Raw genomic sequence first — 25334 nt, 5'->3', positions numbered from 1 at the left:
TTAAATGGAACTATTTTTGCATCTGATGTTGGCTCTATAGACTGTTTTAACCCTTTTCCCCAATTGGAAAACTTATGATACTTAAAGCAAAAATTTATCTTGTATTGGCCGCTATCATGGCGGTAGGCGCTCTTATCGTGGGATTACTGAGCCGTTATATTAAAAACTTTACTCTATATAAGAAAAAGGCATTGTGGTATCTGTTTCTGATCACACTGGTATTTGCGGTGATCAGCTCGATTCCTTTTCTGTTTACACATCAGAATCTTGTCAGCCAATATTTGTTTTACCAGGTATGGTTCCTCGGTCTGGGGATTGCACATTGTCATATCATGTATACCCGTTTCTGGGCGAATGAGCGTACCCTGACTTCAGAACTGGCCTTTATTGTGGCTATTTTTTTGTTTGGGGGAGTGGGCTTTATGCTGGTACAGTTCCTGTTCACAAAAGGCGACTTTTTGTATTACCCTATGCTGACCTGTTTTCTGGCTTTTGCGCTACCTACTTTTGTATACAAGACTTTCGAAAAAATGATGGCCATTCCTGCGAGAGTGCATAAATGGTGGCAATATCCTGCCTATCATGAGCAACCGGAAGTGAATGAAGATGATATGAAAGATCTGATCGTAATAGGCTTCGAACTGGAGAAGAATACCAAAGATCAGGACCGTACTTATTTCAGGGCCCGTACCCCCATCAAAATGGATCTGGGTGATCTGTTTTATCACTTTGTCAACGACTATAATGACCGTTACCCCAATACGCCGATCGATGTACTCGATAAAAACGGACAGCCTTACGGATGGGTATTTCATCTGAAATCAAAATGGCTGGGTATAGCGCGTACACTTGATCCCGAAAAGCCTGTTTTCATGAATGGCATGCAGGAAAACAGTGTGATCATCTGTAACAGAGTTGTGCTGAATAACAATTAATCCCTCATACAAGTAAACAATCTTTTTTGACCAAACAATCATCCCATGGCAGAACCGCTCAAATATTTTCCCGTCAACTGGGTGGATGGAATGAAAATTAAGAAGCAGCATTTCATTGAAACTGAAAATGCGATGCTTGATCAGATCCGGGATGCTATCTCCAGCGGTTTGCATGCGCAGAACTATGGACTATTGCCGGCTAAAGCAGAGAGTAAGGAATCCCTTCGCTGCTGGTTCGTAACAGATAATCAGCATCAATGGCGCATCAAACTTACAGAATGCCGTGCAGTTACTCCCGGTGGTGCACGCATAGAGATCCCGGAGCATACTGTGCACTCTTTGAAGTATGCAACTACATTCCCTGAGATATCTTACAGGTGGGACCCGCAGCATACGGAACCCGCTTATTATATTCTGATACAGGTCGATCCGTTTGACCGTCAGCCGAGCGGAGAACCTTTATTGCATGAAGATCCCCCACGTTTGCCATATGCTACGCCGGAATATGAGTTGTTTATACAACCGGCATCACAGATGCCACAGGGGCAGTTAGGCGCCTATCAGATGATACTGGGACGTATCACTGTTAAGGATGGACGTCCGCAGCTGGATGATGATTATATTCCGCCAACCAGTGTTGTATCAGCACATCCTGCACTGGCTGATCTGCATCAGGAACTGGATCAGTTTCTTGGTTATCTTGAACTGCATGGTGTACAGATCGTACAGAAGATCTATGGTAAAAATCAGAACAATGATCTGGCACAGGTGGTGTTGTACATTACAGAAAGAATGGTACAATACCTTGGTACACGTATATCACAGTTCCGTTGGTTAGGATTGTATCAGTCACCCGCAGAGATGCTGGAAGTAGTGGCAGGATTGTCGCGGACCATGAAAAATGCAATTGACTTACGCGCACATACAGGTAAGGAAGAACTGTTAAATTATCTGTCAGAATGGTGTGAACTGCGACAGGGTGAACTGGAAACGCTGATGGTCAATTGTTCGAATATCCGTTATAAGCATACAGATGTAAGAGAGTGTCTGGAGCCTATGATACCTTTCGTACGTGCGATCAGTAAATTGTTCGAAAGTCTCAGCAGACTGGATTACATCGGCAGTAAAACTGACAAGGGTATTTTTGTCAAGGAAGAATCTGCAGAAGATTCAGAATATCTGCGCAAGCATAAAACCAAAAGATGGTTTTTCACAGATTGATTTATTTATAACACTATAATACATGCGTGTACTAAACAAACAGGAGAGAACAGCAGCATTTCTTTGGTTCCTTCTTTTCTTTGTCGTTACAGTAGGCCTGTTCGTACTGGCTATATTTTTTAATTATCAGGTACCTGCAAAAGAGAATGAAGATCTGCGTAAGCAGCTGACTTCATTCCGGCAGGAGCAGGCATTTCAGGGAGATTTTCTGCAAAGGATGGAGAAGGTGAAGAATAATCTGGACTCTATTAATCTGCCTAATCAGAATGCAAATTATATGGATCAGGTAGTAGCGCAGGATCTTGTTACAATGCGTAACACTATTCCTAAAGAATCAGTGACGCACTACGGACTGTACAATAACATTATTCAGAATCTGCTGTCTATTCAACAAGGCAAGCAACAGATGAGAGGATTGCAGAATGCACAGCAAACAATAGCAGAGTTGAAAGAGAAGATTGCCGATCTCAACCGCGAACTGGAGACAACGCGCAATGAGCTTGATTATAACAGACAGATGATGAGATCAAGATGAGTTAAAGTTTTGGTTGTATTAAAGGATTACGTTAAATTTGATGTCATAAATAACTACATAAATAAATAGCTCATTTTTGTTAATTCTTTATTGCAAACCTTAAACATTTAACCCATGTCCTTCAAATCAGTGTTTGAAGTAGCTGGCAAAAAATTGGTGGTAAAACACTGCAGCTACGACCTCACCCAAGAAGTAGACGCTACCGGTCGCCCTTCGGCAATCACACGCGGTGGCAGAATCCGTTTAATTGTTGAATCAACAGGAGAAACAGATCTCTTTGAATGGATGGTAAACAATTTCGAAAGAAAAGATGGTACCATTACTTTCTACAAAAGAGACTCTGATGCGCAGTTGAAACAATTGAGCTTCAAAGAAGGCTATCTGGTAAAGTTTGAAGAGTCTTTTGACGCTGATGACAAGAACCCGATGAGCGTTGCCTTCACCATTTCAGCCCGTGAATTGAGTATGGGCAGTGGGACCCATATTAACGAATGGGTTTGATTGGTATAATTTGTTAACTGAACGTAATTGTACCAGAGCCCTCGCGAAAGCGGGGGCTTTTTGGTGCATATATGGATCGACGTTATAGAAAGAGCGGTTTTATTACAAGCCACATCAATGCCGGAAACAACTGCATGGGTATTACCAGACCCGGAAATAATTCCGGTCTTTCCATATCTAAGGGAAGACTCACCATAAAAGGAATGATCATACTCAATAGCGTAATACCTGCAATCAGTATGTTTGTTAATATCTCCATTTCCTTTTTAAAGCATGCACGGATCGTAAAGCAGCATAAAGCGATCAGCATACCGGTGAAGAGCGATGCACTGAATATACCTGCCGGGGATACCAGCCGTGTAAAATTCACTTCCATCGCCGTCGTGTAGATGCGATCGTAAAAAAAAGCAGCAAGTCCTGAAAGGATGCCTGCTGCTATTCCTGCGAGAAAATATCTTTTAAACATGTAATGACAATGCTTATTGTGTAACTGGTACGCTTACCTGTAATTTGAACACATCGTCTACTCTGCCACCTGCTTCACCTATACCAAAGTCCACACGATTCACATCAAAGTTGCCGGTGAAAGTACCACCGTTACCATTCTTTGCAAATGTAAAAGGAATGGTGAACGGTTTCTTTACACCATGCATCTCGAGTTCACCCTGTGCTTCATAACCTGCAGCAGTTTTTGTGACTTTCGAAGAAACGAAGTGAATGGCAGGATATTTCGATGCATCAAACCATTTACCACCTTTTGCGTGTGTATTTTTTAAGCCGTTACCGGTATTGATAGAGTTCACAGCAATTGTTACATCAAATTTAGCAGCTGCCGGATTTTTCTCATCGAATACAACCTGCCCTTTCAGATCTTTGAATATGCCGTTGGCGCCTGAACCGGAAAATTTAACGGAATACCCTTCTGCGATCTTCCAGTTCTGGGAGGAGATGAACGTGAAGGCAGAAGCGAATAGTACAAGTGCAAATGCTAATGGATAGAGTGCTCTTTTCATTGTAATGTTCATTTATGTAAATGACTGGTTTCAAAAGTAATGTGATAAATCTGCTACTGCAAAAAGAATACCTATAAATTAATGTTAATAAGTGGGGCCGGTAAAAGCTAACAAATGTTAGTTCGCCGGGTACTCATTTCAGGGAACTTTGTATAAAATCAAAGGTGATGGCATTCTTATCCGGACTTTTAACAATAGGTTTATTATTACTGCTGACGGGGCATCTGTTCAGTATTCACTGGTTACAGCAACCGCAACATGACGCCCTGATTGCTGCGGCAGTGATGTTTGTACTGATCGGTATTATGCATCTGGTAACACCCCGTAAACTGACTTATATGATCGGGGGATGGCTGCCCTATGCATTGGAACTGGTATTGATCAGTGGTATACTGGAAATAGTACTGGGAATAGGTTTGTTGGTGCCGGCAATGAGAACATATGCGGCGTGGGGACTGATCCTTTTACTGATCGCGATGTTTCCGGCAAATATCTATGTGGCGGTAAAACAATTACCAGCTCCCGGCGGATTACCCGCTAAACCTTGGTATACGTGGAGCAGACTGGCTTTTCAGCCGGTTTATATAGCATGGATATGGTGGTGTATCAGATAAGCCCTTTGCGGATCCTGCTCAGGCTTTCGGGTTCAATACCCAGATAGGAGGCGATATATTTTACAGGGATTTGTTGTACTACCTGCGGATATTCTTCCAGCAGCTGAATGTATCGCTCACGTGCGGTGAATTGCAGAAAGGCAAGTTCCCGGCGATATTTACGGAGATATTGGTATTCCGCCAGCAAACGACCGGTCCTTTCAGCTTCATGACTTTTACTATATAGCTCCTGCAGATCCTTATAATAGAACGCAAAGCCATTTACGGGCGTTATAGCCTGCAAAGAGACAATGGAAGGATGCTGGGTGATGAAAGAGGCATAAGCGGTCGAAAACTGCCCCGGAAATGCGAAATCGAGGCATACTTCCTTATCCTGATGCAGGGTAAAGACCCGTACGATGCCTGTACTGATAAAATAGATCGCAGAAGAGACTCTGCCTGCCTGAGTAAGAAAAGAGCCGTTACTGCACTCCATTGGCTGCAGTAACGGCTCAAACAGGTGCCAGTTATCTCCTGCATGCTTATCAAGCTGCAAAAGCGCCTGTTTGACCGCAAGGATATCTGGCATATGTAATATTTTAAATCAGATTCTTCTGAGTTTCAGCGACTGGACAAAATGATGGTTGCCTTTCTCCAGTATCAGACTGGCCCGGAAACGGGTAGGCAGGATGTTCAGCTCCAGATTGGGCTTATTGATCTCATTCCAGATATTGGTAGCGATCACCTCCGATTCAGCATCGGAGAGATGGGCATACCGGTGGAAATAGGATTCCGGGTTCCGGAAGGCCGTCTGCCGCAGGGATTTGAACCTTGAGATGTACCATTGCTGTAAGTCTTCCAGTTCAGCGTCTACGAAGATGGAGAAATCGAAGAAGTCAGACACGAAAATGGTCGGTTCTTTCTGCTGTTGCCGGGGTCTTACCTGTAATACATTGACACCTTCAACGATAACGATATCCGGTGATTCCACCCACTTTAATTCATTGGGAAGGATATCATATTCAAGGTGACTGTACACCGGTACGGACACTCTTTCTCTGGCAGATTTTACATTGGCGAGGAATTGCAGCAGGCGGCGGATATCGTAGCTTTCAGGAAAACCCTTCCGGTTCATGATACCTTTTTGTTCCAGTACCTTGTTAGGGTAGAGGAAGCCGTCTGTCGTAACCAGATCTACTTTCGGGTGATTGGGCCATGCAGATAACAGGCGCTGCAATACACGGGCAGTAGTGCTTTTACCTACTGCTACGCTACCGGCGATGCCGATAATGAAGGGTACTTTCAGGAACTGACTGCCCAGAAAGCTGTTTGTGGCTGCGTGTAAGCGTTGTGCTCCGCTAACATAGAGGTTCAGCAACCGGGAGAGTGGTACATAGATCTGGGTGATTTCATCCATTGTCAGCGGTTCGTTCAACCCCTGCAAGGTTTCGAAATCATTCAGTAAGTGTAACATAGGATCGTCACTCCTTTTTGCCCATTCTTCCCTGCTGATAGTAATATAGGGAGCATAATTATTCCTCGTCATGCAGATTTTGTTGCCTGTTTACTTGTTGTACCTGTAATTTTCAGGCTGCTAAGCTATGTAAACCGTTTTAACATTCAAAAATTCATGTGTGCCTTCCAGAGACAGTTCCCGGCCATAACCGGATAGTTTTACGCCACCAAAGGGCAAACGGGCATCTGAGCGGACCATCGCATTGATGAACACATTTCCGCTATCTATCTGCCGGGCCAGCTTTTTGGCGCGGTCAAGGTCGCTCGTCCAGAGGGAGGAACCCAGTCCGAAAGGCGTCTGGTTAGCCAGTTCGATCGCATGTTCTTCATTTCTGGCTTTGATAATGACTGCCAGCGGTCCGAAAGTCTCTTCATCAAAGGCGGTCATTCCTTTTTCCACGTTTGTCAGCAGGGTAGGGGCGAAATTGGCCGATTCCTGCTGTCCGCCGAGTTCCAGTCTGGCGCCCTGATGAATGCTTTGCTGTAGTTGCTGCGCCAGTTCGCCGGCGAGATCAGGACGTGCCATCGGGCCCATATCAGTAGCCGGATTAAAAGGATCGCCCTGTTTCATCTCCCGGAGGATGCGGCTGACCTTATCTGTGAAGTCGCCGGCTACAGCGTCTTCTACTATCCAGCGTTTGGCAGCGATACAGGACTGACCGGCATTCTGCATACGGGCTTTTACGGCTGTTCTGGCTGCTTGTTCCAGATCGGCGTCTTTCAGCACAATGAAAGGATCGCTGCCGCCCAGTTCCAATACGGACTTCTTGATATATTTTCCGGCCAGTGCGCCAACGCTCATACCGGCGGCGGTACTGCCTGTCAGGGTGACACCCTGTACACGGCTGTCGGCGATCACGGGTTCGATATGTTTGGAATTGACGAGTAATGCCTGAAAGGCTCCTTCCGGAAAACCTGCCTGCAGAAAGACCTCTTCTATTGCGAGGGCACAGCCGCTGACATTGCTGGCGTGTTTAAGCAGACCGGAATTGCCTGCAAGCAGATTGGGGATGGCGAAGCGGAATACCTGCCAGTAAGGGAAATTCCACGGCATGATTGCGAGGATAATGCCTTTGGGCTCGTAAGCTACATAGCTCTGCTGTGCATCTGTGCTGATCAGTTTGGGTTGCAACATATCAGCGATATGTTCTACATAATACTCGGCGGTAGAGGCACATTTCAGCACTTCTGCTTTCGCTTCTTTCAGTGTTTTGCCCATTTCACGTGTGATAATGGCCGCATGTTGATCTACATTCGTCTTTAGTAACTGTGCCATTGCAAGCATCCATTCACAACGCTCCTGCAGGGAGGTATGCGTCATATGTCGGAATGCCTGATGACTCCATGCCAGTCTTTTTTCTATGTCTGCCTGCGTATGAGAGGCATATTCAGCTATTGTTTCCTGATTGTACGGGTTGATGCTCTGAAAGGTGCTCATAAGAAAAGAATTTACCTTTTTACAGACAACATGTATGCCGTCTGTAGTAATGTAAATGTACTGTTTCTGTATTACCTGAAGAGCATGCCGTGGTCATAAGGAGTAAAGCAGTGATGACCGGTGATGACCATAAAAAACGCTTTCTCTGAGAGAAAGCGTTTTCATGTTTGTCGGTATCCGGATAGCGATATATCGCATATTAACATGGGTCGTGGAAAACTTCCGCGTCACAACCGAAGTATTTATAAAAGGCGGCGTTCAATGCCGCATAATTTCTGAAGCCTGTCAGCCGGGCGATACTGTCATGTGGCATTCCTTTTATGGCCAGCAGTTTGGTGATAAACTCCATGCGATACATGTGAATAAAACTGCGCAGGGAAATGCCGTTCAGTTGCCGGAAACCTTTTTCAAGCAGACTGGTACTGATGCTGAATTGTTCGGCCAGTTGTTTCAGATTGACCGGACGGTTAATGTTCAATTTGATGTATTCTTTTACATAGTCCAGTGTAAGGATTTTCTGATCGGTCAGCTCTATTTTTGGTTCGCGTATGTATTGTATTTGTCTGATGAAATGTTCCAGCATTAACTGACATTTTTTTCCGCGATAATAGATGCTTGCTTCCTCATTGAAATTACACTGTCTGATCTCATGAATGAGCATCATGAAGTAGGCATCCATAGCCACCTGACCCGGTTCATTGATCATGCCGCCCATATCTTCTTCTACCTGCTTTACTTTCTTTTGTAGCTTATTGTGGAGTCCTGAGAAGGGTTTCTTTTTCAGGAGCCGGAACAGCGTTTCATTTTTAAAAGCGATGTGGAAAAAGCAGTGTTTTCCGGGAGGTAGTACTGCGATATTAATTTCTTCCAGATAAAAGAGATTGACTTCTCTGGGTTTTAGTTCCACGCCCTGTTGTCCGTTCACATAGGCATCGACTTCATTGTCGTCCATTGAAACGTGGAGGTGAAGGGAGGGGATAAGTGGTGTAGGCAGGATCTCCGTTTCGGGAGCTTTGCATACAACGTGGTGTTCAAATACTTCAAAAAGGCCTGCCGTAAGTCTTTGTAGAAAAATGGTCTTTTGCTGGTCGCCGTGCAGCACTTTGTTAGAATGGTGCATAATCTTGCTGGCAAATCTTTTAGGCACATCTGAGGGGGAGTGCAGCTCCCTGAAAAATTCAATGGATTCTGCTGAAAACAGGTACATCTTTAGATTGGTTTTTTTGATTGATAATAGGCATGCCATTTATGCCGGGTTGATGCCGGAACAAAACATGCTGTAATGTTACGCGATGAAGAGAATAACAGACATGACCATCTACTGCGCAGGTGCTGGAAAGCAGGGTGGTTGATTTCCAGGGAATGGGTATCTGGATTCTCATGTTAACAATATAACACGACGTGGAAAATCACATGTTGAGCAATTTAACTATCACAATGACATCGTATAGTTGATTTCTCTCTATTAGAGACTGCCGTTTACTAGCTGAGCATAAAGTTATCTTTTAGTTTTTGCTTAAAAGTTAATAACTGGTTAATGCTTTTCGATTGTTTTTCCATTAACTGGAAAAAATGAGCTTGAAAAGATTAAAATGTTGATTTATAAGTGACTCGGTTAAACAAGTGTTAATGGATCGGTGTTTATTATACGTATGCCGACCTATAACAAATAGATAGGATATATGCGTTATAACATTTAAGTATATACTACTCAGTAACGGAAAGGGTGTTTTAACTATATGTCTGAAATAGGTTATATTTATCTATAACCCAAACCAAAAGTAATATATGATGTCAACCAGGAGTCTAAATCGAATTGTATTATTATTGTTATGCCTCTATGTACCGTTTGCTGCCGCTTATGCACAGAAACAAAGAATTACCGGTAAAGTAACAGATGCCACTACGGGCGTGCCTTTGGATGGTATCACTGTGCGGGTAAAACTGAGTGGTACCGGTACACTCACCGCTAAAGACGGTACTTATGCTATTGAAGCAAAATCAGATGATGTACTGGAGCTCAGTGCCATTGGTTTCAAACCGTTATCCGTTCCTGTCAATAGTCGTACAGTGGTGGATATTCAGCTGACTTCCAACGTATCAGAACTATCGCAGGTAGTATTGGTAGGTACCCGGTCCGGTGGCCGTGCCAGAATAGAAACGCCTGTACCGGTAGATGTGATCTCCATGAGTCAGACCGCCTATCCGACAGCCAAAATGGACCTCACAGCCCTGCTGAACGTTTCAGCGCCTTCTTTTAACTATAACAAGCAGAGCGGAAGTGATGGCGCTGACCAGATTGACCTTGCTACCCTGCGTGGTCTGGGGCCTGACCAGACCCTCGTACTGGTAAACGGTAAACGTCGTCATCAGACAGCCTTTATCGCCGTATATGGTACGCGTGGCCGTGGTAATTCAGGTACCGACCTGAATGCGATCCCGGAGGCAGCTATTGACCGTGTGGAGATACTGCGTGACGGTGCATCTGCCCAATACGGTTCTGACGCCATTGCTGGTGTGATCAATATCATCTTAAAGAAAGAAGTGAATCACCTGTATGTAAATGCCGGATATGCCGGGTATTACGATCACAAATACAACACACATTTTGGTCAGGACCTGAACCAGTATAAAAGCGGCGGCGCCATAGATGGTAATGCCGTATCCGTAGGTCTCAGCTATGGTGTGCCTTTAGGCAAAAATGGGGGCTTCCTGAACTTTTCCGGTAATTTCCTGAAACAGGGTAAGACCTATCGTCAGGTACTGGATACCAACCTCGCAAACAAAGATGCATTACCGATAAATGTCGTAAGACGTTCCTATGGCGATGCTTCCAAGACAACCGGCGGTGGTATGCTCAATCTGGAACTGCCTTTTGCTGACGGAAAAACCACTTTCTATGCGTTTGGAGGCTACAATTATAAGTTCTCCGACGCATATGCCTATTCCCGTCACTTTAACGGTAATAACCCCAGTTCCAGTGGACACCCTGACCGTTTCCCCACAGACGCGAACGGCAACCTGATATTCTATAAGGATATTATGTATCCGGTATCCTCTCCGGGTGGAGCAGCAAATGACACCGTATTTGATCCGCATATCCAGAATAAGATCAGAGACTGGTCAGCTGCCGCAGGTATCAAAGGTGAATTTGGGAATGACTGGACCTGGGACCTGAGTAACACTATCGGGCGCAATGATTTCCACTTCTATGGCGACAAAACGTTTAATGCTTCTATGGGAGCGAATACGCCTACGCATTTTGACGATGGTGGATTTTCCTTCCTGCAGAATACAGCCAATCTGACCATTGGTAAAGAGTTTGCCGGTGTGGCGCATGGTCTGCATCTGGCTTTGGGTGCTGAATATCGCTATGAGAAATACCAGATCTATGCAGGAGATGCAGCTTCTTACACCAACTACGATCCTACTTTCTTCAAAGCGACCGGTGCACAGGGTTTCCCGGGATATCGCCCGAGTGATGAAGTGGATGCCAATCGTTCCAATGTGGCCGGATTTGTAGATGCAGAACTGGATGTAACGGACAAATGGTTGATCGGAGCAGCAGTGCGTGCAGAGAACTATAGCGACTTTGGTTTCACCAGTAACTATAAATTTGCCACCCGTTATAAAGTAACCTCCAACTTTAATCTGAGAGGTTCTGTGAGCACAGGTTTCCGTGCACCTTCCCTGCAACAGATCAACTTCAGTTCGCAGTACACTAACGTACAGGGGGGAACTATTACAGAAGTGAAGATTGCACCTAATAGCAACAGCATTACCAGAGCAGCTGGTATCCCTGATCTGAAACAGGAAAAGTCAGTCAACGCGAGTCTGGGTTTCACGTGGAAGCCTGTCAGTGCATTGTCTGTAACGGTGGATGGTTATCTGGTAAAGGTAAAAGACAGGATCGTATTGTCCGGCCAGTTCAGTGCTTCAGATACGACACTTTCTCCTGAGTTGTATCAGACGTTGAATGACCTGCATATTGATAATGCGCAGTTCTTCGCGAATGCGGTGAATACAACCAATACGGGTGTTGATATCGTGATCGATTATAACAAACGTTGGGGAAATCAGCGTTTCAGAGCGCTGGTAGCGGCCAACTTCCAGCATATGAAGATCGATAAGATCAATGTGCCTGAGAAACTGAATGACAGTTATCTGCATAGAAAATCATTCTTCAGTGATCGTGAAGAGCGTTTTGTATTAGCGTCTGCTCCGCCGGTAAAGATTGGTCTGAACCTCGATTATGGTATCAATAAATTCGGGGTGAGTGCGCATGTTACTTACTTCGGTAAAGTAGAACTTTATGGATATGGCTGGAGTGGAGATCTGGCAGGAACCGGTATTAATCCTGTTGTAGGACTTGACAGCGATCCTGACAAACTGGTGCCGGAGTTATTTAAATATAAAGGCAAAGCAGTGACTGATCTGGCGGTGAATTATAAGCTGACGAAACAACTGAACTGGTTTGTGGGTGCTGATAATATCTTCAATGTACATCCTTCACTGGGAGTGGTAGATGGTGCAAGATTATCTGCTTATGACAGTGAAAGTGGTGGTGCGTGGGATGCCGTGCAGATGGGCTTTAATGGTATCAGACTGTTTACAAGATTTGTATTGACACTATAAATAATGCCTGATTAAAAAGAGAAGGGTTGTCTCGCTTGCGGCGGACAACCCTTCTCTTTTATGTTGTTCCTTTATTGCTTATTCAGCAACTGTGGAAATCTTGATCGTATTGGTTGGCAGGTGCTCTTTTACAGGCGTGCTACCAGTGTTTACCACAACGTCACCCGGTTTAACGAAACCTCTTTCTTTCAGGATGTCGATCTGGTCTGCGATGATTTCATCCAGACTTTCTTCTCCATCATAGTAGAAGGCACGTACACCCCAGCTGAGGCTCAGCTGATTCACCAGAGTTCTCTCTTTGGTGTAGATGAACAGTGGAGAACGAGGGCGGTAGCTGCTCAGCATAAAGCCGGTGTAGCCGCTCTGTGTCATACCGATCAGTGCATCTGCATCCAGGTCTTCTGCCATTTTACATGCATTGTAGCACAGTGCATCGCTCAGGAAGGTTGGAGAGTGACGGTGAGGGATCAGGTTACGGTTATAGATAATGTCTTCTTTTTCTACTTCGTCGATGATCTTTCTCATGGTCTGGATTACCAGCTCAGGGAATTGACCGGTTGCAGTTTCACCGCTCAGCATCACGGCGTCAGCACCTTCCAGTACAGCGTTAGCTACGTCAGTGATTTCGCTACGGTTAGGACGGGTACGGTCGATCATGCTTTCCATCATCTGTGTAGCCACGATTACAGGCTTAGCACGGTGGATACATTTGCGGATGATATCTTTCTGGATCATCGGGATCTGCTCAACCGGCAGTTCCACACCCAGGTCACCACGGGCGATCATTACGCCGTCGCTTTCCCAGATGATTTCCTTCAGGTTAGCAATTGCCTCAGGTTTCTCGATTTTAGAGATCACCTTCATTTTGGAATTGCGTTCTTTCAGGCGTTTACGGATCAGGAGGAGGTCATCTACGTGTCTTACGAAGGACAGGGCAACCCAGTCACATTCGTTGTCGATGATGAATTCCAGGTCGATCACATCCTTTTCAGTCAGAGCTGGCAGGGATACTTTGGTATCTGGCAGGTTAAAGCCTTTTTTGGAAGACAGCACGCCCGGAAGACTTACTACTGCTTTGATTTCTTCATTCGCAGTAACTTCTTTTACAACCGTTTCGATTTTACCGTCATCCAGCAGGATCTTCTGGCCTGGTTTAACATCTTTGTGCAGGTCTGCGTAGGATACATAGATCTTTTCTGCATTACCTACCACTTTTTCGTTTACGAAGGTCAGGATCTGACCAGCTACCAGTGGTAATGCGTTGTTTTCGATTTCACCAACACGCAGTTTAGGGCCTTGCAGGTCAGCCAGGATGGCTACATTATAAGGCTCGGTTTTGTTAATCTGGCGGATATACTGGATGATACGCAGTTTATCCTCGTGAGAGCCATGTGAGAAGTTCAGACGGAACACGTTAACGCCGGCGCGTACGAGTGCTAATAATCCTTCATAAGTATCGCAGGCTGGGCCAACGGTTGCTACTATTTTCGTTTTGTGCAGGGAATGTGCACGGGAAGCTGCATGATCCATCTGTTTGTGTACGTATTGTGATAAATCTTTTGTACTCATAGCTCTATTTTTTAACTCGCAAGTATTTTAACCATCTTTAACCATTCCGGATCAAGGTGTTCTTTAGCCTTGATTGCCTGCTCCAGAGGTGTATATTGGATTTTGTTGTTTACAATGCCTATCATTACGTTAGAAGTACCGTTCAACAGTGCTTCTACGGCTGCGTAACCCATACGGCTGGCCAGAACACGGTCCTGACTGGTCGGAGATCCACCACGCTGAATGTGGCCAAGGATGGTTACGCGGGTATCCAGCTGAGGGCAGCTGGATTTTACCATGCGGGCTACTTCTTCAGCGCCGCCGGCAATAGAACCTTCCGCTACTACGATGATATTTACCAGCTTTTTGCGGCGTTCGTTAGTCTGGAGATCTTCGATGATGTCTTTCACATCGATCAGGTGCTCAGGTGTCATGATGTGCTCAGCACCGGTAGAAATACCACTGTGCAGGGCAATATAACCAGCATCACGACCCATTACCTCTATAACAAATAAACGGTCGTGCGCATCAGCAGTATCACGGATCTTATCGATCGCGTCTACAGCTGTGTTCACTGCCGTGTCAAAACCAATTGTGAAATCAGTACCTGCAATATCTTTATCAATAGTACCAGGCAAGCCAATGCAAGGGATATCAAACTCTTTGCTCATTTTGTAAGCACCGTTGAATGAACCGTCCCCGCCAATAACTACGATACCGTCAATGTTGTGTTTCTTCAGATTCTCGTAGGCTTTAGCTCTTCCTTCAGCTTCGTAAAATTCTTTACAACGGGCGGTCTTCAGAATGGTACCTCCGCGCTGAATAATGTTAGCTACAGACTTGGACTCCAAGGGAAATATCTCATTCTTCAGCATTCCCCTGTAGCCATACATAACACCATACACATTTAACTGATGGTAAATTCCGGTTCTTACGACTGCACGAACAGCGGCATTCATGCCCGGCGCATCGCCACCGGATGTAAGGACTGCGATGTTAGAAACTTTTTTCATAGTTATGTTTATTTCCCTCTCTACGTTTTTATGTTGGATTCAGGGAACCCCGACGTTAGTTTAAGCTTCCTATTACCCTTATATACCCCAAACGTGTGATATTGCACTCCCGGTTGCCATTCTCCTCTTCTACGTTTTTTCCTGAAAATCACGCTGCTTATGCATAAATTGCCAGAGAAATATCTAAGTGGCGCACAAAAATAACATTTTGCCCTAGCTTTCTAATAGTATTCTGATGAATTACACGAAATTTTCATTTTTAATTAACTAACACAACAAAATTTTTAAAAAATATACATAGATATAATTTAAATACAAACTCGCAAATGTTTCAAATGAAAACAAGTCGATCATCTCGCCCTATCTTTACCGCATTGTATTTACTCATGATAACAGGACCCGTAATGGCACAACAGTCAGGAATTACTTATCCGAAAACAAATAAAACAGACGTTACAGATAATTATCACGGCGCAACCATCGCCGATCCGTACCGTTGGCTCGAAGATGACAACAGCCCTGAGACCAAAGAATGGGTAAAGGCGCAGAACGTTGTTACCTCCGGATATCTTAATAAGATACCTTTCCATGGTGCAGTCCGCAAACGACTGGAAGAACTGTGGAACTATCCCAAAATAGGCGCTCCCTTCAAAAAAGGTGACTATTATTATTTCTTTAAGAATGATGGTCTGCAAAATCAATCCGTGCTCTACCGTAAGAAAACATTGGACGGTACGCCGGAAGTATTTATCGATCCCAATAAGTTCTCCGCCAGCGGAACGGTTGCGCTGGGTAGCATTTCCTTCTCCAAAGATGCGAAATATATCGCCTATCAGATCGCAAAAGCAGGTTCTGACTGGCAACAGGCCTTTGTAATGGACGTGGAAAGTAAGCAACTGCTGAAGGATTCTATTGACTGGATCAAGTTCAGTGGTATTTCCTGGAGAAAAGATGGTTTCTATTACAGCCGTTACGATAAACCAACAGAAGAGAATAAACTGTCTAAAAAGAACGAATTCCATAAGGTCTATTACCATCAGCTGGGAACCTCCCAGGAGCAGGATGCACTGATCTTTGAAGATAAAGAACATCCACTCCGCAATGTCGGTGTACAGGTAACCGAAGATGAACGATTCCTTATTCTGAGCCAGAATGAGGGTACTTCCGGTAATCAGGTGCAGTACTGGGATCTTCAGGATCCTTCCCAGAAAGGATTTAATCTGCTGGTGAAAGGGTTTGAATTTGAACCCAGCGTGGTCGATAATCATGGGGATAAACTCATCCTGCTGACCAATGAAGGGGCTCCTAATTATAAAGTAGAGCTGATCGATCCGAAAAATCCTTCCAGCCGCCAATTGCTCATTCCAGAGCAGAAAGAGGTACTGCAGGGTGTAGGTACAGCAGGCAGAAGGCTTTTTGCCAGCTATCTGAAAGATGCGGCTTCCCGTGTAGCCCAGTATACTTATGATGGTAAACTGGACTGGCAGATCGCATTACCGGGTATCGGTACGGCCAGTGGTTTCGGGGGAGAAGACGGTGATAAGGAGTTTTTCTATTCTTTTACGTCCTTCGTCAACCCGGTAACGATCTATAAATATGATATCGCCAGTGGAAAATCTTCTCTGTATGCTAAAACGGAGGTGAAATTCCGTCAGGAAGACTATGAAACCAAACAGGTCTTCTTCAACAGTAAAGATGGTACCAAAGTCCCTGTATTCCTGTCTTATAAAAAAGGCATTAAACAGGATGGTAAGAATCCGGTGCTGCTGTATGGTTATGGCGGATTTAATATCCCTATGACACCCGGGTTTAGTGTTTCCAACCTGTTTTTCATGGAACAGGGAGGTATCTATGCAGTAGTTTGTCTGAGAGGTGGTAACGAATACGGAGAAGAATGGCACAAGGGCGGTATGCTGGAAAAGAAGCAGAACGTGTTTGACGACTTTATAGGTGCGGCTGAATTCCTGATAAAAGAGAAGTATACCAGTTCTTCCAAACTGGCAATCCGCGGTGGCTCTAACGGTGGTTTGCTGATAGGTGCCTGTATGACACAACGCCCGGATCTGTTCAAAGTAGCACTGCCGGCAGTAGGGGTAATGGATATGCTGCGCTTCCAGAACTTTACCATCGGATGGGCATGGGTAACAGAATATGGTACCAGTGCCAAACCAGAACAGTTCAACTACCTGATAAAATACTCTCCGCTGCATAACCTGAAGGCAGGTACGCAATATCCCGCGACCCTCGTGACTACCGCTGATCATGACGATCGTGTAGTGCCGGCACACTCTTTCAAGTTTGCCGCTACCTTACAGGCTGCCAATGCAGGTCCTAACCCGACGCTTATACGTATCGACACACAGGCCGGTCACGGTGCCGGTAAGCCTACGTCCAAGCTGATCGAAGAAGCTGCAGACGTCTGGTCATTTACAATGTATAATCTGGGTATGAGCTTTAAATAAGCTTTACACACAAGATAAAGTCAAAATGGGCTGTCCCGCCAATGGCGGACAGCCCATTTGCATTGATACCTGTATGATCCGACGGAGTTATCACCATGACCGGCCGGCTTTTTGCGGGACAGGAGGGAATCGTATGGCCGTGCAGGCGATCTGACCTGTCCGGAGATATTTATTGACAATACCCTGCAAAGCCCCGTTCTGCCTATGGATTAAAGGTTATGGCATTACGGATAAGGATTGAATATAATCCTCTGATCACATCGTAATTCGTAACCGGTATTTGAAACTGAATTCGTAATTTTAGTAAAAGGCATAGATCATGAAGGTATTAATCACAGGAAGCAACGGATTATTGGGCCAGCACCTTATTCCCGTTTTTTTGGAGGATGGCCGGTATCAGGTAATAGCCAGCGGAAGGGGACCTAACCGTCTGCCGCAACAGACCGGATATATCTATGAACCCACAAACCTGCGGGACGCAACGAGCGTGAAGCACCTGCTGGATAAACATCAGCCGGACATCGTCATTCATGCTGCCGCAATGACCCAGGTAGATGATTGCGAACGTAACAAGGATCTCTGCTGGGATACCAATGTAGCTGCGACCCGCTATCTATTGCAGGCAGCTGAAAAACATAACACCTTCTTCATTTTCCTGTCTACCGATTTTGTATTTGACGGTTTAAAGGGACCCTATACAGAAGAAGATGCGGTAAACCCCATTAGTTACTATGGCTCCAGTAAAGTAGCAGCCGAAAATATGGTACGTGGCAGCAAACTGCCATGGGCCATCGTACGTACCGTGCTGGTATACGGTATCGCAGCCGACTCCAAACGCAGTAACATTATCACCTGGGTGAAAAACAACCTCGAACAGGGCAAAAAGCTGAAGGTCGTAGATGATCAGTGGCGTACCCCAACCCTTGCACAGGATCTGGCAGCTGGCTGTAAGCTGGTCGCTGACAAAAAAGCCGCCGGAACATTCCACATCTCAGGTAGTGAAACGCTGACCCCTTATCAGATGGCAGTACAGACTGCCGGCTATTTTAAACTGAATACACAGTTGCTTGAAAAAGTAGATGCAAAGAGCTTCACGCAACCTGCTAAACGCCCTGCTAAAACAGGTTTTGTAATAGACAAGGCCGTGAAAGAGCTGGGTTTTGCTCCCCATAGTTTTGAAGAAGGACTGGAGATCTTGTCTAAAGAGATCTAAGGTATTTGTAGCTCCGTTTCCGATTACATAGGCTGAAGATTGTTGCTCATTGCTCAGAAGAGAGCTGGTGTTGCCAGGGCTCAGGCGAAGCCGTGGGTCAGCGGGACGTGTCAATGCTTTGGGTATTTCAGGGGGGCTTACGCTGCGGTTTCAGATGGGACCACTGGCTGACGCTCTTTGAAGTTCTTATCTATTGCACTTTGTGGGTCGTGTTGGGCTTTGGAATAGTGATTGATCTTCGTCAGGCGTGTGGGCGAACTTCAAAGACCTGAGGCCAGGGTCTCCATCTGAAAACCTCCGCTGTGGTACGGACTGTCAATGTTTTAAAGGAGGAGAGTTGAGGTGGGATGGTTTAGGGGAGGAGCAGGAGGGGTGTTTGCATGTATAATTATTATAATAGAAAAAGCCCGGCAGTATTAATGCCGGGCTTTTTCTATATAAATAGTCTGTTTATTACTGTTGTGAAGGTTGGATAAACACCTTGAATTTAGGGGTGTATTTCCGCTGGATAGAATCCTTTATAGTTGTCGTATCGGCTGCGGGCGTGTTGAACTGTTCTGCTACCATGAAGGAAGAAGAGTCTGCATTGGCGAGCAGTACAAATTTTACCGGTTTGTCTTTCTGCCAGCTGGATTGCTTTTTGAACATGTCTTCGGCACCTTTTCTGGTCTTATAGGTAGCGAAAATAACGTCGTATGCCATTTCCTGCGCGCTGGCAGCCGCAGCTGCTGTAGCTGCCGCTTTCTCTGCACTGTCAGCTTTTGCCTGACTGGCTGCAATGGGTGCTGCTTCTACAGGGGCAGGATTAACAGCACTTTCAGCTCTTGTGATCTGAGGGCGGTTTTTATTGACAGAATACCATACGATACCTGCTGTTACCACACAGGCGACAGGAATAGCGACCCACAACCAGCGTAATTTGGAAGGGATTTCCTGCGCATATTCATATTCATAATCATTGCCGGTAGTACCTGTAGTGCCGGTGGAGCCGGTAGTCATGGCAGGCGCCGGCGTTGATGGCGTAATTACAGTTGGTTCCGGAGCCGGTGCCGGTGTAGCAGGAGTTGAAGACGAGGAGGATGAGGAAGAAGATGATGGGGATGCCGTCAGGTGGTCAACCACCTGTTTACCTACCATTTCTCTGTTTCCTACAGTCACTTTGTGAATAGCATCCTGACGTATTACCGGACTTACATGCAGTACGTCACGTGTCAGTGCCGGAGGTTCCTGTTCAAAGGCAATCCTGCCTACGGGGTTTGCCTGTAGTTGGCCAACACCCGGAATAACGATTGGTTCGCCGTTTTTAAGCACCTTCCTGAAATCATCCAGATACTTCTCCATCTTCAATTGCGCAATCGCAGGCACCAGGTGCTCCTTTTGCGAAATCCATTCCAACAGGCCGCCGTCATTAGTCAATGTCTCATCAAAAGTAATGATCTCTCCGGGGGTAATATCGTTTTGCTGGTAACATCGTAACGAGCGGGTGTGTGTGTCAGTCTGAACACGCCTAGTTGGGGCAGACAACAGATATGCTGCCTGAACAAAATTTCCTGTATGTATTGCTGTAGTACCAATTACGTAGATATTCCTGTTATTATAAAATGACCCTCTGTATCAGTAGAAAATTGGGAATTGAAAGCTGACATCAGGAAACTGTTTAAAAAGTGGGATAGTCAACATGTATTATACTAAAACACTATTTATACAAATTCCTGATGTCTGGTTTCCAATCGTAACTGCAATTGTACGACTTTAAAATTTAATCATCACACCTCCCAGCACATTCAACCCATAAGTTTGGTATCCGTACCAACGCTGGTATTTTGAATTGAAGAGGTTATTTGCATTTACCCAGATATTGAAATTCTTGCCAATATCATAGTTAGCACCTGCGCTCAGGTCCCATTTGCCTTTGGTTTTGTCAAAGTCCTGAGTGGCGAATACCTGATAGTAAGTACCACCCAGATAGTACAAATTAGCATTCAGGTGTAGCTTTTTGGCAATGGTATATTGTGCAAACGCATCTGCCTGAAAAGGAATCAGGCCCCATGGCTTGATCTCGCTTTTCTGTTTGTTGTAGTTAAACCAGTCAAAAGCCAGTCTTAACTGGAACTTCTCCTCCTGAATATAACCTACTTCCGCATGCAGATTGAAAGCCCTTAATTCCTCCTCATTCTTTGTATAGAAGGTTTTACCGTCAATACTGTCATTTACGAACAGTGGCATATTGTGCCAGGTAACAGCGGCAAATTTGGTGTTGTAATTGAAATGACTGCCGATTGTTCCTTTGATACCCGTGTATTTTTCCTCTACTCTTGTATTCAGGATACCTTCCCCATAACTGCCAAGGAACGGATTCTGGTTAGCCAGATTACGGAAGCTGTTCTTATTGATATAAGAGATCCATCCACTGCTCAGGATCACTTTTTTGTAAATGATATGAGATTCGTTCACGATATCAGGTAACAGATAGAACTTACTGTTGGTCCAGGTCGGATTCACACCTGCATGCAGCATAAAGCGTGGCTTTACGATTTCCAGTGCAGGATGGATGGCTACTACGTTGTTATTAACCTGTGGATGATCATCCTCTTTAAAGGACGAGAGGTCAAAAACACCTTCCGCTTTGATGTAGATATCTTCAAACAATTGTTTGGACACCGGTACCTTGAATACTACAGTTGGCTCCTTTCGCTTATACGCATCGCTGAAGTAAATGAATTTGGCAGAAGGCTCAAATCTGAAAGCCCAGTCATTGAGAGGTCTGTTTTTTACGCCTACTTGTGCGGTAAACTGATTGAAGTTCTGTTTTACGTCGTTTTTGCTGAACTCCAGTGTCGCATGATCATAACCATAGTAATGTATCTGATTACGGTCATATCCGATACTACCATTGATCTCCCACAATGGCGTGAAGTAGGTGCCGGAGCCAAGTATATTCAGTGTACTGTAATCCTGATTTTTGATATCACCTTTGGAAGAGGTGTAGTTAACATACACACCGAGATTGTATTTCTCCTGACGACCAGTACCAAAACCGGCCTGTATCAAAGGAGTACTGAGATTACCGTAACCTGCTTTGATAAAGTTGTTCTGCAATCTGCTCAGTGAATCTTTACCCAGCGCCAGCGGTTTCAAAGGAATCGGCTGGTACATGAAGTAAAGGTTCAATGCCGGCACCTGATATTGTAAGGCAGGACGGCTTGTGTCAAAAGAAGGCAGGGATGCAGTCAGGTTTAATTTTGCTGCATCTCTCAACTTCGGACGGTAATTGGAAATGATGTCGATGGTTTCTTCCTTGAGATTTTCTTTTTGTGCAAATGCCTGTTGCTGCGTCAGGATACCTGCACTGCAACCTGCTACTGCCAGAAACCGGTGAATATTTTTGATATAAGCGTTCATGCTAACGTAATTCAGAATTATTTATTGGATTTAATTTTAGAGGCAGCTTTTTCATCTGCTTCTACTTTCGCCAGTTTGTCTTTTGCTTCCTGTTTCAGTTCAGGAATCTGACAGTTCTCTGCAATGCTCTGGAAGGTAGCTTTTGCATTGAAATAATCTTTCTGGCGGTGGTATACATCACCCAGCAGAATGTAGGATTTCGCTACCCACATTTCGTAACCGGGTGTATTCTTTATTACATCAAAGCCTGCTTTTTCAGCACCTGCCAGATCATTTTTCTGGAACAGACAGTAAGCAATATTATAGCGGGCTTCTGCACCAATTTCTGACTTCGTCAGACCGGCTGCTATCTTGTATTCTTTGATCGCTTCATCATAGTTACCACCTTCCTGTTCTGCGCGACCCAGATACGCATGACCTACGATCTGGTCATCCGTACTGATGTTGCTGCTGGAGAGCAGGATCTCTGCATAACTGTTCACCTCATCCCAGTGTTTCAGCTGGTAGTTGCTGCGCAACAGACCACGGGTAGCGGCGAAAGTGTTTTCTTTGGTGGTAGAAAGGTCCTGCAACTGAAGATAGTAGGTGCGGGATTTCTCATAATTCTTCACCTGATAGAAGTTGATATTCGCGGCCTGTAATGCTGCACGTTCTGCATACAGACTATTGTTTTTAGTCAATACAAACTCATAACCCGGTAATGCACCTGCATAATCTTTGTTGTTATATGCACATTCTGATTTGTAGAAGTTTGCAGGCAGTACAAATGCGCCGTTAGGGAAGCGTTGCAGGTAACTGTTGAATGCAGGAACTGCACCGGCACAGTCACCATTACTGAATTTGGATTCAGCAGCTGCATAATTCAGGGAGTCTTCCGCAGAAGCAGTGATGGTTTGTCCGGATGCTTTCAGCAATGCGATATAAGCATCGGTTTTACCCTGACTTACATAGATGTCTTTTACAGCAGCCAGTGCCGCATTTGCCTCCGGAGAGTTTGGATATTTCTCAATTACCTGACGGTAATAGGAGAGTGCTTTATCGTCGTTGTCCTTATTGAAATAGCAGAGACCCAGTTTCAGTAATGCACGTGGTGCATTCGGACCGTTCGGTTGTTTCTGCAATACATTTTCCAGATAAGGGATTGCTTCGTTGTATTTCTCTTCTGCCAGATAAGTATTTGCAATCTCCAGATCAGCGTCGTTACCAAAACCGGAAGATGGGAATTTGTTACCCAGTTGTTTCAGCAGTGCCACTTTTTCATTGGTCTTACCCTGTATACCAAGAATGATACTTTTCTGATAAGTAGCATAGTCGGCACCCGGCTGATTGTTAGCGATGATTTTTTCATACAGCGCCATTGCCTTCGGATAATCTTTCAGCATGTAGTAACAGTCTGCACTACGGAGGGCTGCATCTGTTGTGATACGCGCTGCATTAGGTCCGGTAGTACGCTGTGCTGCTTCGAAGTGCTGTAAAGCGCGGGTATAGTCTTCTGCCTTCAGCAGTGCATAACCCATATTGTAACTGGCTGTCTGTGCATTTGCTTCACCGGAAGAAGGCACCGCACCTGTCAGATAAGTATTCAGGTGACTGATCGCATCCTGTGTTTTATTCTGTCGCATGGAAATTTCAGCTTTCCAGAAATGCGCCAGTTGTACAAGATTTTTATCATAAGGATTTTTCAGGGAGATGTCCAGCAGGCGATCTGCTTCTGCCAGTTGCTGGTCATTGATCACTTCTGTTGCACGACCATAAGCCACCTTCTGGTAAGCTTTCAGTACAGCAGGAGATTTCTCCGGCATTGCCTCGATGATGGTCAATGCATCATTATAGTTGTTGGTATTGGCAAAGAGGTTCACCAGTATCTCGCGGGCTTCTTTGGTATAAGCTGAGCGGGGGTAGGTGTTGACAAAGCTGGTCAGTTCAGATACAGCAGCGTCCTGATAACCGAGTTCGTAGGACAATTTACCGTAGTTAAAGCGGGAAATTTCCTGTTGCTGCGGATTAGCACTGTTGCGTGCACAGAAGGCAAATGCGTTACGGGCATTGGCTTTCTGGTTGGTGCGCAGGTAACAGTCACCCAGCAGGTACATGGAGTTTTGTCCCAGTGAGTCTTTTTCGCTGCTCAGTTGTTTGAAACCATTGATCGCTTTGCTGAAATTGCCGGTCTGATAGTAGCTGTAAGACAGCTGGTAGATATCTTCTTTTCTTACTTCGTCTGCATTATCATTGAATTCCTGCAGATAAGGCAGTGCTTTCTGGTATTCCTTTCTTTCGAAATAAGTCTGACCCAGTAATTGTTTCAGTTCGGCTTCATAATACAGTCCGCCTTTTTTAACAAGCGGTTCGCCATAGCTGATCAACTGGTCTTTTTTATTCTGGAAGTAGTAGATCTCAGCGATATAGTAAGGAACGATAGCGCTGTATTTAGGTTCGTTCACCACTCTTTGGAAACTGGTGAGGGCCTCATTATACTGGCGGTTGTAATAAGCGATAAAACCGTAGTAATAGTTGGCCGGCATATAGTATTTTCCCTGTACTTCTTTGATAGAACCAAATAGTGGCTGGGCTTTCTGGAAGTCTTTTACATTGAAATAGCAATAAGCCAGTTCAAACTTTGCTTCTGCAATTTCCGCGTTGGAAAGGTTCTCGATGTTTGCTTTTTCGTACAACGGAATGGCTTCTTTGAGCTTATTCTGATGGAAGTAGTACTTCGCCAGCTGGTAGCTGACCAGTTGCTCCCTTGCGTTGTTATTGTAGTTAGCAAGGAATTCCAGCGCCAGTTTTTCGCCATTGGCCTGACCGAGCTTCAGTGCGCAGACGGTGTAATAATACTGGGCGTCTGTTTTTACGAGACTGCGGCTTGTCTCCTGGAAGTAGCCAATGTTATCGATCGTTTGACGGAACAATTGCATGGCCACGGCGTATTTTTCCTGCTGGAAAAGTTGCTGGGCGTCCTTGAAAACTTTATCCGGCTCTGTATATACGCGCGTTTGCTGTGCTTTCGCCGCAGGTGCAGCCAGTATACAGAAAGAGGCCAGGAATAAGTACCAATGTCCGGAAACAAGAAACTTTCTTATGAATTGCATGCTTTTAACCTGTTATAACTTAAATTATGCGTTTAAAACGAACCCCGCACAGAAATTATTTCTGTTCAGGATCAATAAAATATTGTTTGAGGGAGACAAAAACAGCAACAAATATAGCTATTGGATTTAATTAAGCTATACGCCGTCTGTCTTAGATGGCGGGAACCGGATGACCGGCACCTGATACGCGGAACTTCTCTCTGATGCTGTTTGCCCTGATC

At 45.0% G+C, this 25334-nt stretch carries 20 protein-coding genes; 8 read left to right on the top strand and 12 right to left on the bottom strand.

Going from position 1 to position 25334, the window contains the following annotated elements:
• Positions 1 to 74 precede the first annotated feature (74 nt).
• The 4 genes from FEF09_RS12875 (at position 75) to tssD (ending at position 3192) form a co-directional block, all read left to right on the top strand.
• Entirely contained in the window at positions 75 to 935 is an 861-nt protein-coding gene (locus FEF09_RS12875) for a TssN family type VI secretion system protein (protein WP_146305486.1), read from the top strand.
• A 45-nt stretch (positions 936 to 980) separates the two neighbouring features.
• Entirely contained in the window at positions 981 to 2156 is a 1176-nt protein-coding gene (locus FEF09_RS12870; RefSeq protein WP_146305485.1) for a hypothetical protein, read from the top strand.
• Between the two features lie 22 nt (positions 2157 to 2178).
• Positions 2179 to 2691, top strand: coding sequence for a type VI secretion system TssO (gene tssO, locus FEF09_RS12865; RefSeq protein WP_146305484.1), 513 nt, complete (start codon positions 2179 to 2181; stop codon positions 2689 to 2691).
• A gap of 114 nt (positions 2692 to 2805) precedes the next feature.
• Positions 2806 to 3192 (top strand): type VI secretion system tube protein TssD, encoded by a 387-nt coding sequence (tssD, locus tag FEF09_RS12860; RefSeq protein ID WP_146305483.1) that lies wholly within the window; start codon positions 2806 to 2808, stop codon positions 3190 to 3192.
• A gap of 82 nt (positions 3193 to 3274) precedes the next feature.
• On the opposite strand, the gene FEF09_RS12855 is transcribed toward tssD, so the two are convergent.
• Positions 3275 to 3658 (bottom strand): hypothetical protein, encoded by a 384-nt coding sequence (locus tag FEF09_RS12855; protein ID WP_146305482.1) that lies wholly within the window; start codon positions 3656 to 3658, stop codon positions 3275 to 3277.
• 13 nt (positions 3659 to 3671) lie between these two features.
• Positions 3672 to 4205, bottom strand: coding sequence for a YceI family protein (locus FEF09_RS12850; RefSeq protein WP_146305481.1), 534 nt, complete (start codon positions 4203 to 4205; stop codon positions 3672 to 3674).
• Positions 4206 to 4372: 167 nt separating this feature from the next.
• Here FEF09_RS12850 and FEF09_RS12845 point away from each other — a divergent pair, with 167 nt between their 5' ends.
• Complete coding sequence (locus FEF09_RS12845) at positions 4373 to 4819, top strand: DoxX family protein (RefSeq protein WP_146305480.1); 447 nt, start codon at positions 4373 to 4375, stop codon at positions 4817 to 4819.
• Here FEF09_RS12845 and FEF09_RS12840 read toward each other — a convergent pair.
• The 4 genes from FEF09_RS12840 to FEF09_RS12825 form a co-directional block, all read right to left on the bottom strand.
• Entirely contained in the window at positions 4812 to 5387 is a 576-nt protein-coding gene (locus FEF09_RS12840; protein ID WP_146305479.1) for a Crp/Fnr family transcriptional regulator, read from the bottom strand. The two genes, FEF09_RS12845 and FEF09_RS12840, sit on opposite strands and share 8 nt — an antisense overlap.
• Positions 5388 to 5402: 15 nt before the next feature.
• A complete protein-coding gene (gene coaA, locus FEF09_RS12835) occupies positions 5403 to 6344 on the bottom strand; it encodes a type I pantothenate kinase (protein ID WP_146305478.1) in 942 nt (313 codons plus the stop codon).
• 48 nt (positions 6345 to 6392) lie between these two features.
• Positions 6393 to 7751: an NAD-dependent succinate-semialdehyde dehydrogenase gene (locus FEF09_RS12830; protein ID WP_146305477.1), complete on the bottom strand. Its 1359-nt coding sequence runs from the start codon at positions 7749 to 7751 to the stop codon at positions 6393 to 6395.
• Positions 7752 to 7950: 199 nt separating this feature from the next.
• A complete protein-coding gene (locus FEF09_RS12825) occupies positions 7951 to 8958 on the bottom strand; it encodes a helix-turn-helix domain-containing protein (protein WP_186774323.1) in 1008 nt (335 codons plus the stop codon).
• A gap of 620 nt (positions 8959 to 9578) precedes the next feature.
• Between FEF09_RS12825 and FEF09_RS12815 the strand changes: the two genes are divergently transcribed.
• Positions 9579 to 12386 carry a TonB-dependent receptor gene (locus tag FEF09_RS12815; protein ID WP_186774322.1) on the top strand — a complete coding sequence of 936 codons (2808 nt, stop codon included), beginning with the start codon at positions 9579 to 9581 and terminating at the stop codon, positions 12384 to 12386.
• A 78-nt stretch (positions 12387 to 12464) separates the two neighbouring features.
• Here FEF09_RS12815 and pyk read toward each other — a convergent pair whose 3' ends face one another.
• Complete coding sequence (pyk, locus tag FEF09_RS12810) at positions 12465 to 13955, bottom strand: pyruvate kinase (protein ID WP_186774321.1); 1491 nt, start codon at positions 13953 to 13955, stop codon at positions 12465 to 12467.
• Positions 13956 to 13966: 11 nt separating this feature from the next.
• Complete coding sequence (gene pfkA, locus FEF09_RS12805) at positions 13967 to 14947, bottom strand: 6-phosphofructokinase (RefSeq protein ID WP_012789989.1); 981 nt, start codon at positions 14945 to 14947, stop codon at positions 13967 to 13969.
• Between the two features lie 404 nt (positions 14948 to 15351).
• On the opposite strand from pfkA, the gene FEF09_RS12800 reads away from it, so the two are divergent.
• Together FEF09_RS12800 and FEF09_RS12795 are read left to right on the top strand one after the other, a co-directional pair.
• Positions 15352 to 17409 carry a prolyl oligopeptidase family serine peptidase gene (locus tag FEF09_RS12800; protein ID WP_146305474.1) on the top strand — a complete coding sequence of 686 codons (2058 nt, stop codon included), beginning with the start codon at positions 15352 to 15354 and terminating at the stop codon, positions 17407 to 17409.
• Positions 17410 to 17728: 319 nt separating this feature from the next.
• Positions 17729 to 18622 carry an SDR family oxidoreductase gene (locus tag FEF09_RS12795; protein ID WP_146305473.1) on the top strand — a complete coding sequence of 298 codons (894 nt, stop codon included), beginning with the start codon at positions 17729 to 17731 and terminating at the stop codon, positions 18620 to 18622.
• A 453-nt stretch (positions 18623 to 19075) separates the two neighbouring features.
• Here the strand turns inward: FEF09_RS12795 and FEF09_RS12790 are convergent, their stop codons facing one another.
• The 4 genes from FEF09_RS12790 to FEF09_RS12780 form a co-directional block, all read right to left on the bottom strand.
• Positions 19076 to 20017, bottom strand: a complete 942-nt coding sequence (locus FEF09_RS12790) for a hypothetical protein (RefSeq protein ID WP_222596955.1) — start codon at positions 20015 to 20017, stop codon at positions 19076 to 19078.
• Between the two features lie 17 nt (positions 20018 to 20034).
• On the bottom strand, positions 20035 to 20166 hold the full coding sequence (locus FEF09_RS34755; protein ID WP_186774319.1) for a hypothetical protein: 132 nt from the start codon (positions 20164 to 20166) through the stop codon (positions 20035 to 20037).
• Positions 20167 to 20374: 208 nt separating this feature from the next.
• Positions 20375 to 22024: a hypothetical protein gene (locus tag FEF09_RS12785; RefSeq protein WP_146305471.1), complete on the bottom strand. Its 1650-nt coding sequence runs from the start codon at positions 22022 to 22024 to the stop codon at positions 20375 to 20377.
• Positions 22025 to 22041: 17 nt separating this feature from the next.
• Positions 22042 to 25113 (bottom strand): tetratricopeptide repeat protein, encoded by a 3072-nt coding sequence (locus tag FEF09_RS12780; protein ID WP_146305470.1) that lies wholly within the window; start codon positions 25111 to 25113, stop codon positions 22042 to 22044.
• Positions 25114 to 25334 lie beyond the last annotated feature (221 nt).

The sequence above is a fragment of the Chitinophaga pinensis genome, assembly GCF_007896845.1.
GTDB classification, from domain to species: Bacteria; Bacteroidota; Bacteroidia; order Chitinophagales; family Chitinophagaceae; genus Chitinophaga; species Chitinophaga pinensis_C.
Note: the sequence above shows the minus strand (reverse complement) of the source record. Positions and strands in the feature narration are given on the sequence as shown.

Excerpts from the sequence above, each read along its gene's own strand:
- FEF09_RS12875 (WP_146305486.1), top strand. The coding sequence starts at position 75 with ATGATACTTAAAGCAAAAATTTATCTTGTATTGGCCGCTATCATGGCG.
- FEF09_RS12870 (WP_146305485.1), top strand. The coding sequence starts at position 981 with ATGGCAGAACCGCTCAAATATTTTCCCGTCAACTGGGTGGATGGAATG.
- tssO (WP_146305484.1), top strand. The coding sequence starts at position 2,179 with ATGCGTGTACTAAACAAACAGGAGAGAACAGCAGCATTTCTTTGGTTC.
- tssD (WP_146305483.1), top strand. The coding sequence starts at position 2,806 with ATGTCCTTCAAATCAGTGTTTGAAGTAGCTGGCAAAAAATTGGTGGTA.
- FEF09_RS12855 (WP_146305482.1), bottom strand. The coding sequence starts at position 3,658 with ATGTTTAAAAGATATTTTCTCGCAGGAATAGCAGCAGGCATCCTTTCA.
- FEF09_RS12850 (WP_146305481.1), bottom strand. The coding sequence starts at position 4,205 with ATGAAAAGAGCACTCTATCCATTAGCATTTGCACTTGTACTATTCGCT.
- FEF09_RS12845 (WP_146305480.1), top strand. The coding sequence starts at position 4,373 with ATGGCATTCTTATCCGGACTTTTAACAATAGGTTTATTATTACTGCTG.
- FEF09_RS12840 (WP_146305479.1), bottom strand. The coding sequence starts at position 5,387 with ATGCCAGATATCCTTGCGGTCAAACAGGCGCTTTTGCAGCTTGATAAG.
- coaA (WP_146305478.1), bottom strand. The coding sequence starts at position 6,344 with ATGACGAGGAATAATTATGCTCCCTATATTACTATCAGCAGGGAAGAA.
- FEF09_RS12830 (WP_146305477.1), bottom strand. The coding sequence starts at position 7,751 with ATGAGCACCTTTCAGAGCATCAACCCGTACAATCAGGAAACAATAGCT.
- FEF09_RS12825 (WP_186774323.1), bottom strand. The coding sequence starts at position 8,958 with ATGTACCTGTTTTCAGCAGAATCCATTGAATTTTTCAGGGAGCTGCAC.
- pyk (WP_186774321.1), bottom strand. The coding sequence starts at position 13,955 with ATGAGTACAAAAGATTTATCACAATACGTACACAAACAGATGGATCAT.
- pfkA (WP_012789989.1), bottom strand. The coding sequence starts at position 14,947 with ATGAAAAAAGTTTCTAACATCGCAGTCCTTACATCCGGTGGCGATGCG.
- FEF09_RS12800 (WP_146305474.1), top strand. The coding sequence starts at position 15,352 with ATGGCACAACAGTCAGGAATTACTTATCCGAAAACAAATAAAACAGAC.
- FEF09_RS12795 (WP_146305473.1), top strand. The coding sequence starts at position 17,729 with ATGAAGGTATTAATCACAGGAAGCAACGGATTATTGGGCCAGCACCTT.
- FEF09_RS12785 (WP_146305471.1), bottom strand. The coding sequence starts at position 22,024 with ATGAACGCTTATATCAAAAATATTCACCGGTTTCTGGCAGTAGCAGGT.
- FEF09_RS12780 (WP_146305470.1), bottom strand. The coding sequence starts at position 25,113 with ATGCAATTCATAAGAAAGTTTCTTGTTTCCGGACATTGGTACTTATTC.